The following is a 14,512-nucleotide window of genomic DNA, read 5'->3' as shown; positions in this document are numbered from 1 at the left end:
TTCCGCCGATGGGACCAGAAAGTCCGGCGGGCCGGCGACGCGTCATGCGCGCTTCGTCGCGGCACGGTGATGACAGGCCCGGGTTGGCAGCGGCCTCAGTTGACGCTATCCCTGCGGTCCATGCTCCGCCCCATGATCAAGATCGCGATGCCGGCCCCCCTCTTCCGCGTCACCCTCCTCCTCGCCAGCCTGGCCGCGCTGCCCGCCGGCGCCGCCACGGTCGACACCATCGCCAAGCAGGCGATCCTGATCGACACCACCACCGATACGGTGCTGATGGAGAAGGCGGCCGACGAACGCATGCCGACATCGTCGATGAGCAAGATGATGACGGCCTATCTGGTCTATGACGCGCTCCGGGACGGCCGGATCACGCTCGACACCAAGTTTCCGGTCAGCAAGAAGGCCTGGCAGACCGGCGGGTCGAAGATGTTCGTCCAGATCAACGACACCATCCGGGTCGAGGACCTGCTGCGCGGCCTCTTGATCCAGTCCGGCAACGACGCCGCGGTGGTGCTGGCCGAGGGCCTGGCGGGGTCGGAGACCGCCTTCGCCGACCAGATGAACGCGATGGCGAAGAAGCTGGGCATGAATGCCAGCCATTTCGTCACCGCCAACGGCCTGCCGGACCCGGAGCATTATTCCACCGCGCGCGACTTGGCGATCCTGGCCGAGCGCATGATCTCGGACTTCCCGCAATATTATCGCTACGACGGCGAGCGGGAGTTCACCTGGAACAAGATCAAGCAGGGCAACCGCAACCCGCTGCTGTACCGGGAGATGGGCGTGGACGGCATCAAGACCGGCCACACCGATTCCGGCGGCTACGGCCTGACCGCCTCGGGCGTGCGCGACAACCGCCGGCTGATCCTGGTGGTCAACGGGCTGCCCAGCATGCAGTCCCGCGCCGATGAGGGCGCCCGCCTGCTGGAATGGGGCTGGAACCAGTTCCGCCTGTACCCGCTGTACAAGGCCGGCGCCACGGTCGACGAGGCGACGGTCTGGCTGGGCGCCGAGGAGAAGGTGCCGGTCACGGTGGCGCAGGACCTGGCCATGACCATGCAGCCGGCCGATTTCGACAAGATGACGGTGACCGCCCGGTTCCAGCAGCCGATCGAGGCGCCGATCGCCAAGGGCCAGGTGCTGGGCGAGCTCGACATCGCCCCGCCGGAGGGGCCGGTGCGCAAGGTGCCGCTGGTCGCCGCCCAGGACATGGCCGAAGCCTCGATCTTCCGCGCCCTCGGCATGAAGCTGGGCCTGCTGCTGGGTCTTTGATCCGCTTCGATCCGCGCCGCCCCGACGGGCGGCGCTTTCGATCAGGTCGACGTCGCCTTCGGTCAATGGGGCACGCCGCCGCCGCGTAGCATCCCCTGCATCCGAGCCCGTCCGCCGAGAGACGGGCCGCAGGTGAGGACCAACCGGCGGATGCCAGCGACCGCGGCCGACCCGACACCCCCGTCCGACCGGACGATTGCGGCGCCGCTCAGGCTGCACCGCGAGGCGGTGCGGGCGGAGTGGACCGACTACAACGGCCATCTCAACGACGGCTACTACGCCGTCATCTTCAGCCACGCCACCGACGCCTTCCTGGAATTCGCCGGCATCGACGCCGCCTACCGGGCGCGCAGCAGGCGTACCGTCTTCACCGGCGAGATGACGATCCGCTACCGGCGCGAGGCCCATGCCGGCGACGAGGTGGCGGTGGAGACCCGGCTGGGCGCGATGGACGCCAAGCGCTTCACCCTGCGCCATGTGATGCGCCACGCCGCATCCGGCACCGTGCTGGCCGAGAGCGAGGTGCTGAACCTGTCGATCGACGCGACGATCCCCAAGGTCGCGCCGTTCGAGGCCGAGATCCATGACCGCTTGAGCGAGATCCGCGCCGCCCACGAGGCCGCCGCGGAGGACGAGAAGGGCTGACAACGCCCCCCGTTCCCATACGGACAGACAGGAGGCAGTGATGAACGCGAGACGATTCCTTTTCACCGCGGCGGCGATCGCCACCCTGGCCCCGGCCGGTGCCGCCCTTGCCGACGATGCGGCCTGCAAGGCCGTGAAGATGTCGGATGTGGGCTGGACCGACATCACCTCGACCACCGCCCTGGCCAACACGGTGCTGACCGGGCTGGGCTATGAGCCGAAGATCGACATGCTGTCGGTGGCGGTCACCTTCGAATCGCTCAAGAACAACCAGGTGAACCTGTTCCTCGGCAACTGGATGCCGTCGCAGACCGAGATGGTCGACCCCTATCTGAAGCAGGGGGTCGAGCTGGTCGGCACCAACCTGGCCGACGCCAAGGTGACGCTGGCGGTCAACCGCGAGGCCTTCGAGGCCGGGGTCAAGGACTTCGCCGACCTGCAGAAATTCGCTGACAAGTTCGGCAAGTCGATCTACTCGATCGAGCCCGGCTCCTCCGCCAACAAGAACCTGACCACCATCATCGAGAAGAACGAGTTCGGCCTCGGCGGCTGGAAGCTGGTCGAGGCCAGCGAGCAGGCGATGCTGGCCCAGGTCGACCGGGCGACGCGGCGCGGCGAATGGGTGGTGTTCCTGGGCTGGGCGCCGCACCCGATGAACATCAAGTACAAGATCGACTATCTCAGCGGCGGCGACGCCTATTTCGGCCCGAATTACGGCGGCGCCACGGTGCGCACCCTGGCCAACCAGAAATGGCTGGACGGCTGCCCGAACCTGAAGAAGTTCGCCACCCAGCTGGTGTTCGACCTGAACACCGAGAACCAGATGATGTCGATGATCCTGGACGGCGGCCTGGAGCAGAACGCCGCTGCCCGGAAGTGGCTGAGCGAGAACCCCGACCTGCTGACCAAGTGGCTCGACGGCGTCACCACCATCGACGGCAAGCCGGGGCTGGAGGCGGTGAAGGCTGCGCTCAAGAGCAGCTGAGACCTGCGGAACGGGCCGGAGCCTCGGCGGTTCCGGCCGTGCCGTTGATCAATACACCCGCTCCTTCGGCGGGATGGGCGCGACCTCGTTGGACAGCGGCTGCATGTGGACCGGGCGATGGTCCAGCCGGACCTCGCCCGACTCGTCCAGCCAGGCCAGGCTGTGCTTCAGCCAGGCCGCGTCGTCCCGCTTCGGATAGTCCTCGCGCGCATGGGCGCCGCGGCTTTCGGTGCGGCCGATCGCCGAATGCAGGCTGACCACCGCCTGCTGCAGCATGTTGTCCAGCTCCAGCGCCTCGGCCAGGTCGGTGTTGAACACCATCGACCGGTCGGCCAGGCCGAGATCGGCCCGCATCGGCCCCGCGGTCTCGCCGAGCTTGCCGAGGCCCTCCTGCATCAGCGGCCCGTCGCGGAACACGGCGCAATGCCGCTGCATGACGCGCTGCATCGCCAGCCGGATCTCGCCGGCGCTGGTCGCGCCCCGGGCGTGGCGCACCCGGTCCAGCCGCTCGATCGCCCTCTCGGTCGCGGCCGGCGGCAGCGGGGCATGCGTCTCGCCCGGGCGCACGGTCGCCGCGGCCCGCTGCGCCGCTGCCCGGCCGAACACGATGATGTCGAGCAGCGAGTTCGACCCCAGCCGATTGGCGCCGTGCACCGAGACGCAGGCGGCCTCGCCGATCGCCATCAGCCCGGGCACCACCGTCTCCGGGTCGCCGCCGCGCAGCGTCGTCGCCTCGCCATGCAGGTTGGTCGGCACGCCGCCCATGTTGTAGTGCACGGTCGGCAGCACCGGAATCGGCTCCTTCGTGACGTCGACGCCGGCGAAGATCTTCGCCGTCTCGCTGATGCCGGGCAGCCGCTCATGCAGCAGGTCGGCGCCGAGATGCTCGAGATGCAGCAGGATGTGGTCCTTCTGCGGGCCGACGCCGCGCCCCTCATTGATCTCGATCGTCATCGACCGGCAGACCACGTCGCGCCCGGCCAGGTCCCGCGCCGTCGGGGCGTAGCGCTCCATGAACCGCTCGCCCTCGGAATTGGTCAGGAAGCCGCCCTCGCCCCGCGCGCCCTCGGTGATCAGGCAGCCGGCGCCGTAGATGCCGGTCGGGTGGAACTGGGTGAACTCCATGTCGGCCAGCGGCAGCCCGGCGCGCAGCACCATGGCGTTGCCGTCGCCGGTGCAGGCATGGGCGGCGGTGCAGGAGAACCAGACGCGGCCATAGCCGCCGGTCGCCAGCACGGTGCGGTGGGCGCGGAACCGGTGCAGCGTGCCGTCCTCGACATTCCAGGCCAGCAGGCCGAGGCAATGGCCGTCCTCGTCCATCAGCAGGTCGAGCGCGACATATTCGACGAAGAACTCGGTGCGGTGCTCCAGGCACTGCTGGTAGAGGGCGTGCAGGATGGCATGGCCGGTGCGGTCGGCCGCGGCGCAGGTCCGCCGCGCCATCTGCTTGCCGTAGTTCAGGGTCTGGCCGCCGAAGGGGCGCTGGTAGATCAGCCCGTCGGCGGTGCGCGAGAACGGCACGCCGAACCGTTCCAGCTCCAGCACCGCCGGCCCGGCCTCGCGGCACATGTACTCGATCGCGTCCTGGTCGCCGAGCCAGTCGGAGCCCTTGACGGTGTCGTACATGTGGAAGCGCCAATTGTCGCCGTCGCCCATATTGCCGAGCGACGCCGCCATGCCGCCCTGGGCCGCCACGGTGTGGCTGCGGGTCGGGAACACCTTGGTGACGCAGGCCGTCCTCAGCCCGGACGAGGCCATGCCGAGCGCCGCGCGCAGCCCGGCCCCGCCGGCCCCGACGATCACCACGTCGTGGCTGTGGTCGATGATGGTGTAGGACCCGGTCATGACGATGCTCCGAAGGATCTGGCCCTGACCGTCAGCGCCAGGACGAGATCGATGGCGAGCGCCAGGGCCGCGGCGGTGCCGCCGACGGCGAACAGGATGCGATAGTCGCCGCCGGTCCGGTCGAACAAGGCGGCCAGGCCATAGGCCGCGCCGGCCTGGAACAGGGCGAACATCGTGGTCGCCCGGCCCCAGGCGGCGCGCTGCGCCTCCGCCCCATGCGGGATCAGCTCGTGGATGCGGCCCAGCACCAGCGGCACGATGCCGGGGGTGAAGCCGCCGATGACGATGCAGGAGACGATCAGCGCGGCCGGGTCCGTGGTGACGGCCGGCAGGGCCGCCGCCACCGCCTGGATCAGGAAGGCCGCCCGCAGCGCCGGGGCGAAGCCGGCCCGGTCGGCCAGATGGCCGGTCAGCAACGGCCCGACCACCGCGCCCAGCCCGTACAGCACCCAGTATTGCGACCCGGCGGCGATGCCCTGGCCCAGCCCGCGGGCCACGAAATCGACGACGAAGACCATGTGCGGCACCAGCGCGACGGCGTTGAGGCCGTATTGCAGGGACAGCACCGGCACGGCGGCGGAGACGCGCGGCCGCACGGCCTTGGCATCGGTATGGGAGGCCGCGGCGGGGTCGCCCTTCGGCCAGTTCGGCCAGGCGACCAGGGTCAGCACGCCGGACAGCGCCGCGAGGCCGAGCCAGCTCTCGCGCAGGCCCTGCTGCAGCAGTAGCGGCACCAGCGTGCCGGAGGCGGCGATGCCCAGGCCGACGCCGGCGAAGATCACGCCGCCGACCAGGCCGCGCTTGCCCGGCGCCGTGTGCGGCAGGATGGTCGAGGCGGCGAGCACCATGATGACGCCGCCGCTGAGCCCGGCCAGGAATCGCCAGGCGAAGAACCAGGCGAAGGCGACCGGCATGGCGCAGGCGAGGCAGGACAGGGTGGCCAGCAGCATGGTGCCGCGCAGCGCCCGGACCGGGCCGGTGCGGGCGGCCAGCGGCCGCGCCGCCAGGGCGCCGGCGAGATAGCCGGCCAGGTTGGCGGCGCCGAGATAGATCACGTCGGACGGGCTGAACCACTGCGCCGCGATCAGCGCCGGGATCAGCGGGGTGTAGGCGAAGCGGGCCAGGCCCAGCCCGACCAGCGAGGCGCAGAGCCCCGCGGCGGCGAAGCGCCAGGCCGACCCGGCCTCCGGCGGGGGATGGTGGCCGTGGGAACCGGGCCGGTGGGGTGTCGCGCTCATGACCAAGAGTTAGGCGCGTCACTCCACCGGCGGGAGCGATTAGTTCAGATGGAAGCCATCATCATCAGCGATGGCTTCGCACCAGCGCCAGCGGCTCCGCCGCCCGCGGCACGGGCGATGGCCGCGCGATCCTGAGGAAGGCCGACAGGGCGCTGGACGGGTGCGCGTCGATCCGCCGGATGAAGACGGTGTCCACCCGCTCGGTCCAGGCCGGCGGGCGGAAGGCCTTGATCCGCCGGTCGCGCAGCGCCTGGCTGACCACGCCCTTCGGCAGCAGCGAGATCCCCATGCCGGCGGCGACACAGCCGATGATGCCGTCCAGCGTGCCGATCTCGATCACCTTGAGCTTGACGATGCCCTGGGCGGCCAGGACGCTCTCCAGCCGCTGCCGGTAGGCGCAGTCGGAGCGGAAGGCGACGATCTTCAGACCGGGCAGCGTGCCGAGGCCGTCGAGATCCGCCACCGAGGGCGCGGCGATGATCGCCATCTCCTCGGCGAAGATGGTCTCGGCCTCCAGCTCCGGATGGTCGACCGGGCCGGCGACGAAGGCGCCGTCCAGCTCGCGCGCGATCACCGCCCGGGTCAGCCACGGCGTGGTGCCGGTGGTCAGCGACAGGTCGACATCCGGATGCGCCTGGGTGAAGGCGGCCAGCACGTCCGGCAGCCGCAGCCCGGCCGTGGTCTCCATGCTGCCGATCGACAGCGGCCCGCGCGGCGTGCCGTCATCCTGCGCCGCCCGCTTGGCCTGGCGGATCAGATCCGCAATCTGCACCGCGAAGGGGCGCAGGCGCCGCCCGGCCGCGGTCAGCACCACGCCGCGGCTGTGCCGCTCGAACAGCGGCGTGCCCAGCTCCTCCTCCAGCGCCCGGATCCGGGCGGTGACGTTGGACTGGACGGTGTTCAGCTCGGCCGCCGCCCGGCCGATGCCGCCGGTCCGGGCCACCGCCTCGAACACCTTGAGATCCTTGTCGTTCACGATGCGCGCCCCGTGAGTCCGTCCGGGAAGGATATCGTGATAATATGGGAAGAGATCGCGGCAGGGCGACATGGACGCGGCATTACCGAAACGTAAGTACGCGGCCCCCGGGCTTTCCCCTACTCTCCCGCCCCGGGTCGAACGCCCGCGGCCCCGTCTCGGCGTGCGACGGTCCGGCGGGAGCGGTGCTCTCTCGGCGTGGTCCGGTCCGTCACGCCGGCGATCCGCTGCCCGAGAGCCCGACACGCCCATGCAGATCCTCCTGATCGAAGACGACAACGAGACGGCCCAGCACATCATCGGGTCGCTGCGCGACGCCGGCCACACGGTCGAGCACAGCCTGACCGGCACCGACGGCCTGGCCCGCGCCGCGGCCGCCCGCACCGGCTGCGCCCCCCGGCTGCTGATCGTCGACCGCATGCTGCCGGACATCGACGGCATCACCCTGGCGCGCCGGATGCGGGCCGAGGGCAACACGGTGCCGATCCTGTTCCTGACCACGCTGGGCGGCGTCAGCGACCGGGTCGAGGGACTGAACGCCGGCGGCGACGACTACCTGGTCAAGCCCTTCGCTTTGGCGGAGCTGCTGGCCCGGGTCGACGCCCTGGCCCGCCGCGCCGGCGCCGTCGCGGTCGAGACCGCGATCCGCGTCGCCGATCTCGAGATCGACCTGCTGAAGCGCACCGCCACCCGGGCCGGCCAGTCGATCGACCTGCAGCCGCGGGAGTTCAAGCTGCTGGAGTACCTGATGCGGCACTCCGGCCAGATCGTCACCCGCACCATGCTGCTGGAGCATGTGTGGGAGTTCCATTTCGAGCCGCAGACGACGGTGGTGGAAACCCATATCAGCCGCCTGCGCGGCAAGATCGACCGCGGTTTCGACCTGCCCCTCCTGGATACCGTCCGCGGCGTTGGATACTGCCTCCGTGATCCTGGGTAGGCTTGTCCGCACCGCGACGTTCCGGCTGGCCGCCGGCTTCGCCGCGCTGTTCAGCGTCTCGATCATCGTGGTCTCGAGCATCACCTACATGGCGATGACGCAGTATTCCGACCAGCAGATCGACCTCTCGATCAGCTCGGAGATGAAGGCCGTGCGCGATTCCGTCGCCGCGGACTCGGCCCCGGAGATCGTCAAGGCGATCAACGACCGCATCACCGACATAGACCCGGACTATTTCTACTACGCGCTGGAGGATTCCGACGGCGGCGTGCTGGCCGGCAACCTGCGGCCGGTGCCGGCCGTCACCGGCTGGGCCGACATCCCGCTGGACACCACCGACGGCAGCGGCGCCGCCGAGCGCCACACCATCCGCGGCCTGGGCGTCGACCTGACGCCGGAGCTGCACCTGTTCATCGGCCGCGACACGCAGGACCTGGACGAGTTGCAGGAGGGCATCACCCGCTTCTTCCTGGCCGGCGCCGCGGCGACGGTGCTGCTGGCGCTGGCCAGCGGCCTGGTGCTGAGCGCGCGCTTCCTGCGCCGGGTCGAGGCGGTGAACACCGCCGCCCGCCACATCATGGACGGCCATCTGGACGAGCGGGTGCCGAGCCGCGGCAAGGGCGCCGACGAGTTCGACCGCCTGGCCGACAACCTGAACGCGATGCTGGACCGCATCCAGCAGCTGATGCAGGGGCTGCACCAGGTCTCCAGCGACATCGCGCACGACCTGCGGACGCCGCTGTCGCACATGCGCCAGCGGCTGGAGGCGGCGCGGCTGAAGGCGGCCTCGGCCGACGACTACGACGCCGCGGTGGAACGGGCGGTGGCCGATATCGACGGCATCCTCGGCGTCTTCGCGGCGCTGCTGCGCATCGCCCAGATCGAATCCGGCGCCCGGCGCGAGGGCTTCGCGCCGGTCGACCTGTCGGGGGTGTTCGACACCATCATCGACACCTACGGCCCGGTGGCCGACGACGCCGGGTACCGGCTCGCCGGCACGGTGACGCCGGGCCTGCGGATCCGCGGCGACCGGCAGCTGCTGACCCAGATGCTGGCCAATCTGGTGGAGAACACCATCCGCCACACCCCGCCGGGGACCGCGATCCAGGTGTCGCTGGCGCCGGGGCCGGACGGGCCGGTCGGCCAGGTGCGCGACACCGGCCCCGGCATCCCGGAGGCGGCGCGCGAGAAGGTGTTCCAGCGCTTCTTCCGGCTCGATGCCGCCCGGATGACCCCGGGCAGCGGCCTGGGCCTGAGCCTGGTGGCAGCGGTGGCGCAGCTGCACGAGATCCGGGTGGCGCTGGCGGACAACCGCCCCGGCCTGGCGGTGACGCTGGACTTCGCCGAGCCGGCCAGGGCGATCATCACGGCGGGCCGAGGCAGCAACGCACGACAAACAATCGGATCTGCGGAACATTCTCGATTATCTTCGCCTGCGGCACGCACATATTAGGCTTAAAAGAAGCTGCCTTGAGAGGAGCGGGAGAGTGGTCGGACCACCGCCACGATCCAAGCGCCGGCCAGTTATGAGCAGCCAAGGGCGGGGGCAGGGAAATGGTTCGAGGGATACTTGCGCAGAAAGGTCCGCTAGAAGCTCGGGTCCAAGAGTGGGTGGAACGCGGAGACCAAGCCATAGCGGAGTTAATGCCGCTCCACGCTCCCATGAGCGAACTCCCGGGCGAGCATCGTTACAAACGTGCCCTGATGCTCCTTTCCACGGCTTGCCTTGGTTCTACGGGCAGCGTGCTGCACCTAGTCGAAGGTATGCGCTTGTGGGACGCTGAACTCATACTGCGATCGGTTAGCGAAGGCACAGCGAAATTTGCCTATCTCCTTGAAAATCAGGCAACATTTACAGAGCGCTGCATCGAGTATCGCGATGTTTTACCCTTAATCGCGAGAAGACGCAGGCATACCAAAGCAGCGGAAGCATTGAACGCCCTGCGGGGCGCCAGTGATCTACAAACACGGCCCTATCGCGACCTGCTACTAACTGATGACGAGCTCGCCGATATCGAAGCGAAATATCCTCGGGATGTGAGAAGGCGGATGGAGACTCGATGGGGCTTCTCTGCCCTCGTCGAGGCCATATCCAAACCTGATGGCGTATTCGGCCTTACCGCGCGCGCACTTCTTCATGGCTATTCGGTAGCCAGTGACCTTCAGCATATGAGCTTTGACGGTACGGAGATGCCCCTTGAAAGGGACATGCGCTCGGTACAAAGGCGAAAAGCCATCGAGCTTGCCCATGCAGCCAAGCTTATCTCAAGTTGCTACCATCTCACATGGCTCAGAATAAGGGTCTTGTTACGATTTCTTAATCGTCCAGCCGATGAACTGCTTTACGCAAACGTGAGAAATGCAGCTTTGTTGGCAGAATTTGATCAAGCAGAGAGCCATTGGTCAGAGATTGAGTATCCGACGGATATATCTGCCAAAGAGCCTCGGCCATAGCCACGCCGCCACGCCGGAGATATGCTCCGGACACGCCGCAGGCCGGGCGTTTTCCGGTCGCGGCCCGCCCGATCGGAAGGCGATGGATTTGACCAGCGATCATCCGCCCCATTCCCTGATCTTCGGGCACGATCCCTGGCTGGCGGCCCTGGCCGTGATCGTCGCGGTGCTGGCCTCCTACGTCGCCTTCAGCCTCGGCCGGCACATCCGCGCCGCGCGCGGCGAGGCGCGCCTGCTGTGGCTGGCCGGCGGTGCCGTGGCCATGGGCGGCGGTATCTGGTCGATGCACTTCATCGCCATGCTGGCCCTGCATCCGACGGCCACCTTCGCCTACGACCTGCGATTGACGCTGCTGTCGCTGCTGATCGCCGTCGCGGCGACCGGCGCCGGCTTCACCATGGCCACGCTCGGCCGGGCGGCGCCGGGCGGGGCCGCCGGGTTCGGCCCGGGCCGACCGGCACCGCTGCCGCTCGCGGCGGGCGGCCTGTGCCTCGGCCTCGGCATCGCCGGCATGCATTATGTCGGCATGGCCGCGATCACGGCCCCTGGCCGCATCGCCTACGACCCGGCCATCCTGGCCCTGTCGGTGCTGATCGCCGTGGTCACCGCGACGGCGGCGCTGTCCCTGGCCCTGTCCGAGATCGGGCGCATCCGGCGGATCCTGGCCGCCGCGGTCATGGGCGCCGCCATCTCCGGCATGCATTTCGTCGGCATGCTGGCGGCGCGGTTCATTCCCGATCCGGCCATCGCCGCCCAGGCCGCCGCCGGCACGCCGGTGCCGCCAGCGATCCTGGCCGGGCTGATCGCCGCGGCGGACCTGATCGTCTTCGCCCTCGCCCTGGTCGCGAGCCGGCTGGACCGCCGGATCTCGGAGCTGCAGGCGCACCGCCAGCTCGCCGTCCTGGACGAGCGCCACGCCGCCACCCTGAACGCGCTGCCGATGCCGCTGGCGCTGATCGACGAGCACGGCACCATCCTGACCGCCAACCCGCCCTGGCAGTGGCCGGGCGAGCGCGACCGCTTCGTCGGCGGCGGCGCCCGCCCGGGCGAGGACTACTTCGCCCTCTGCGCCGCCGCCGGCCCGGCGGGGGCTGAGGTGCGGGTGCATCTGGCCGGCGTGGTCCAGGGCATCCGGCCGGCGATGCCGGTCGAGTACATGATCGGCGCCGGCGCCSGCGGCCGGACCATCCGGCTGCTGGCCGCGCCGATCGCCGAGGGCCGTGCCGCCGGCGCCGTGGTGGCGCATCTCGACATCACCGCCGAGCGGGTGGCCGAGCAGCGCATGCGAGACGCGATGCACACGGTCGAGGCCGCGGACAACGCCAAGACCACCTTCCTGGCCCATATGAGCCATGAGCTGCGCACGCCGCTGAACGCGATCCTCGGCTTCTCCGAGCTGATCCGGGACGCCCATCTCGGGCCGCTGCCCGAGCGCTATCGCGGCTATGCCGAGGACATCCACCGCTCCGGCCAGCACCTGCTGGCCCTGGTCAACGACGTGCTGGACCTGTCACGGGTCGAATCCGGCCGGCTGGAGCTGCAGCCGGAGCCGGTCGACCTGGCCAGCGACATCGAGGGGGCGGTCAGCCTGGTGGCCCAGCGCGCCGAGGCGCATGGCATCACCATCGAGCAGCGCGTGGCGCGCGACCTGCCGCTGCTGCAGGCCGACCCGCTGCGGCTGCGCCAGATCCTGATCAACCTGCTGACCAACGCGGTGAAGTTCACGCCCGATGGCGGCCGCGTCACGATCGAGGCGGCGGCGGTGGCCCGGTCGGTGCGCATCACCGTGGCCGATACCGGGATCGGCATGAACGAGCAGGAGATCGCCCTGGCGCTGGAGCCCTTCCGCCAGGCGCGCAAGCTGTCGCGGCGGCCGCGCGAGGGATCCGGGCTGGGCCTGCCGCTGGCCAAGGCGCTGGTCGAAAGCCATGGCGGCATGCTGATGATCGACAGCGAGCCCGGGGTCGGCACCCGCATCACCATCCTGCTGCCGACCGGCGCGGAGGCCGGGACCGGGGACGCCGGCGGCGGGGCCGTGATCGAGCCCCTGCCGCTCAGCATCGGCCGTCCGGTCAGTCGGCGGCGTTGACCATCGACTGGAACACCCGCCAGGCCACCTCGACCGTGACACCGCCGGCCCGCGCGCCCGCCGCCAGCATGCCGGCGGTCGGCTTCGTCGGGACCGTGGTGATGCCGGGGTCGCCCATCGCCGTCACCATGTCCAGGGCATAAGTCATGGGGGTCTTCAGCTCGACCACCGCCAGATTATCCGTCATCGCAATGTCGCCCATTTTGGGCCCCTCCCAAGGTTAATGCTGTCCTTCGGTGCAAGGGGCGTGCCAAAGGCCGGATGGGGCTGTCCGGCATGGCTGGGATGGATGAGATCCCGGTCCCACAGTCAAGATCGACTGATAATTCCAAAAACTATGCAATTCACGTAATTTAAATTGTGACGGACTTTTGATCGCGAACCCGCTCTCGCAATTTGCAACGCGCAGCCACATACGATTCGCATTCTGCAACCATCATGATCCGTTGATCCGGCCCCGCGATTGACGCGAGAGGACCGCTTCCCTAGGGTTCGGCCGCCATGACCATCTACAAGATCTGCAGCGCGGCGGAATGGGCGGCGGCCGAGGCGGCCGGCACCTATCGCGGCTCCGCCGTCGACCACAAGGACGGCTTCATCCACTTCTCCACCGCCGCGCAGGCGGAGGAGACGGCGTCCCGCCACTTCGCCGGCCAGGACGGGCTGGTGCTGGTGGCGATCGACCCGGACCGGCTGGGCGACGCGCTGCGCTGGGAGCCGTCGCGCGGCGGCGCGCTGTTCCCGCATCTCTACGCCGAGCTGCCGCTGCACGCGGTGCAGGGGGTCGCGCCGCTGCCGCTGGTCGACGGCCGCCACGCCTTCCCGCCGCGGCTGTTCCCCACCGTCGCTGCGCCGTGAGCCTGCTCTTCGCCCTGGCCGCGCCGGTGCTGAAGGCGCTGCCGCCGGAGACGGCGCACCGGGCCACCATCACCGCGCTGAAGCTGGGCCTCGGCCCCGCTGCGGCCGGGCCGGACGACCCGATCCTGGCGGTGTCGCTGTGGGGCCGGCGCTTCGCCAACCCGATCGGCCTGGCCGCCGGCTTCGACAAGGATGCCGAGGTGGTGGACCCGATGCTGCGGCTGGGCTTCGGCTTCGTCGAGGTCGGCAGCATCACGCCGCGGGCCCAGCCGGGCAATCCGCGGCCGCGCGCCTTCCGGCTGCCGGACCAGCAGGCGCTGATCAACCGCTACGGCTTCAACAACCGCGGCCATGCCGCCGCCGTGGCCCGGCTGGAGGCGCGGCGGGTCAACGGCGCCGCCGTTCCCGGCCTTCTCGGCGTCAATGTCGGGCGCAACAAGGACAGCCGCGACCCGGAGGCGGACTATGCCGCCGGCATCCGCGCCTTCGCCCGGCTGGCCGACTATCTGGTCGTCAACATCTCCTCCCCCAACACGCCCGGGCTGCGGGCGATGCAGAGCCGCGAGCCGCTGCAACGGCTTCTGGCCGCCGCCACTGCGGCGCGGGACGACGGCACGGCGCGGCCGCCGGTCCTGGTCAAGATCGCCCCGGACCTGACGCCGGAGGATCTGGAGGACGTGGCCGAGGTGGCGCTGGCCGCCGGCATCGACGGGCTGATCGTGTCGAACACCACCATCGCCCGCCCGGCCGGCCTGCCGCCCGACCTGGCCGGCGAGCCCGGGGGGCTGTCCGGCAAGCCGCTGATGCAGCCTTCGACCGCGGTGCTGCGGCGGATGGCGAAGCTGGTGGCCGGCCGGCTGCCGCTGGTCGGGGTCGGCGGCGTGGCCAGCGGCGCCGACGCCTATGCTAAGATCCGCGCCGGCGCCAGCCTGGTGCAGCTCTACACCGCCCTGGCCTATCGCGGCCCCGGCCTGGTCGGCGAGATCAAGCGCGACCTGGCCGGCCGGCTGCGTGCCGACGGCTTCCGCTCGGTCGCCGAGGCGGTCGGCGCCGACCTGCGCTAGAGCGGGATGAATTTATCTGAGGTCATAACCGGCCTGGGCGAAGAAGTTGCGGCACTGTGGCGGGGTGACAGTGTCGAGGATGGAGGCGATGGCGTCGCAGATAGCGTCGGGGTTGCGTCGAGCGGCCTTGCGCAGGAGGTGCT

Annotated in this window: 13 protein-coding genes; 9 read left to right on the top strand and 4 right to left on the bottom strand. The window is 69.9% G+C overall.

Annotated features, from left to right (window positions below; all coding sequences use genetic code 11):
• Nucleotides 1-147 precede the first annotated feature (147 nt).
• The 3 genes from BWR60_RS24135 (at nt 148) to choX (ending at nt 2,905) form a co-directional block, all read left to right on the top strand.
• Complete coding sequence (locus BWR60_RS24135) at nt 148-1,275, top strand: D-alanyl-D-alanine carboxypeptidase family protein (RefSeq protein WP_230983166.1); 1,128 nt, start codon at nt 148-150, stop codon at nt 1,273-1,275.
• Between the two features lie 150 nt (nt 1,276-1,425).
• Nucleotides 1,426-1,920: a thioesterase family protein gene (locus BWR60_RS24130; protein WP_088153741.1), complete on the top strand. Its 495-nt coding sequence runs from the start codon at nt 1,426-1,428 to the stop codon at nt 1,918-1,920.
• 40 nt (nt 1,921-1,960) lie between these two features.
• Nucleotides 1,961-2,905: a choline ABC transporter substrate-binding protein gene (gene choX / locus BWR60_RS24125; RefSeq protein ID WP_088153739.1), complete on the top strand. Its 945-nt coding sequence runs from the start codon at nt 1,961-1,963 to the stop codon at nt 2,903-2,905.
• Between the two features lie 48 nt (nt 2,906-2,953).
• Here choX and sdhA read toward each other — a convergent pair whose 3' ends face one another.
• From sdhA to BWR60_RS24110, 3 genes are all read right to left on the bottom strand, one after another.
• A complete protein-coding gene (sdhA, locus tag BWR60_RS24120) occupies nt 2,954-4,750 on the bottom strand; it encodes a succinate dehydrogenase flavoprotein subunit (RefSeq protein WP_088153737.1) in 1,797 nt (598 codons plus the stop codon).
• Entirely contained in the window at nt 4,747-5,988 is a 1,242-nt protein-coding gene (locus tag BWR60_RS24115) for a YbfB/YjiJ family MFS transporter (RefSeq protein WP_088153735.1), read from the bottom strand. Before BWR60_RS24115 ends, sdhA begins: the two co-directional genes overlap by 4 nt.
• A 64-nt stretch (nt 5,989-6,052) precedes the next feature.
• Nucleotides 6,053-6,964, bottom strand: a complete 912-nt coding sequence (locus BWR60_RS24110) for a LysR family transcriptional regulator (RefSeq protein ID WP_088153734.1) — start codon at nt 6,962-6,964, stop codon at nt 6,053-6,055.
• A 250-nt stretch (nt 6,965-7,214) separates the two neighbouring features.
• Here BWR60_RS24110 and BWR60_RS24105 point away from each other — a divergent pair, with 250 nt between their 5' ends.
• The 4 genes from BWR60_RS24105 (at nt 7,215) to BWR60_RS24095 (ending at nt 12,447) form a co-directional block, all read left to right on the top strand.
• The gene (locus tag BWR60_RS24105; protein WP_088153732.1) at nt 7,215-7,904 is read left to right on the top strand and encodes a response regulator transcription factor; all 690 of its coding nucleotides are present in this window, start codon (nt 7,215-7,217) and stop codon (nt 7,902-7,904) included.
• On the top strand, nt 7,891-9,357 hold the full coding sequence (locus tag BWR60_RS24100) for a sensor histidine kinase (RefSeq protein ID WP_088153730.1): 1,467 nt from the start codon (nt 7,891-7,893) through the stop codon (nt 9,355-9,357). Before BWR60_RS24105 ends, BWR60_RS24100 begins: the two co-directional genes overlap by 14 nt.
• Nucleotides 9,358-9,566: 209 nt before the next feature.
• Nucleotides 9,567-10,358, top strand: coding sequence for a hypothetical protein (locus BWR60_RS36505; protein WP_144445733.1), 792 nt, complete (start codon nt 9,567-9,569; stop codon nt 10,356-10,358).
• 88 nt (nt 10,359-10,446) lie between these two features.
• Nucleotides 10,447-12,447, top strand: coding sequence for an MHYT domain-containing protein (locus BWR60_RS24095; RefSeq protein ID WP_179221929.1), 2,001 nt, complete (start codon nt 10,447-10,449; stop codon nt 12,445-12,447).
• On the opposite strand, the gene BWR60_RS24090 is transcribed toward BWR60_RS24095, so the two are convergent.
• On the bottom strand, nt 12,431-12,634 hold the full coding sequence (locus tag BWR60_RS24090) for a hypothetical protein (protein WP_144445732.1): 204 nt from the start codon (nt 12,632-12,634) through the stop codon (nt 12,431-12,433). The genes BWR60_RS24095 and BWR60_RS24090 overlap by 17 nt on opposite strands.
• A 314-nt stretch (nt 12,635-12,948) precedes the next feature.
• Here BWR60_RS24090 and BWR60_RS24085 point away from each other — a divergent pair, with 314 nt between their 5' ends.
• Both BWR60_RS24085 and BWR60_RS24080 read left to right on the top strand, forming a co-directional pair.
• Nucleotides 12,949-13,305: a DUF952 domain-containing protein gene (locus BWR60_RS24085; protein ID WP_088153724.1), complete on the top strand. Its 357-nt coding sequence runs from the start codon at nt 12,949-12,951 to the stop codon at nt 13,303-13,305.
• Nucleotides 13,302-14,369, top strand: coding sequence for a quinone-dependent dihydroorotate dehydrogenase (locus tag BWR60_RS24080; RefSeq protein ID WP_088153722.1), 1,068 nt, complete (start codon nt 13,302-13,304; stop codon nt 14,367-14,369). The genes BWR60_RS24085 and BWR60_RS24080 overlap by 4 nt, the downstream gene beginning before the upstream one ends.
• The last annotated feature ends 143 nt before the right edge of the window (nt 14,370-14,512 follow it).

The organism is Inquilinus limosus (assembly GCF_002195995.1).
Taxonomy (GTDB): Bacteria; Pseudomonadota; Alphaproteobacteria; order DSM-16000; family Inquilinaceae; genus Inquilinus; species Inquilinus limosus_C.
This window is presented reverse-complemented; position numbering and strand designations above follow the sequence as displayed.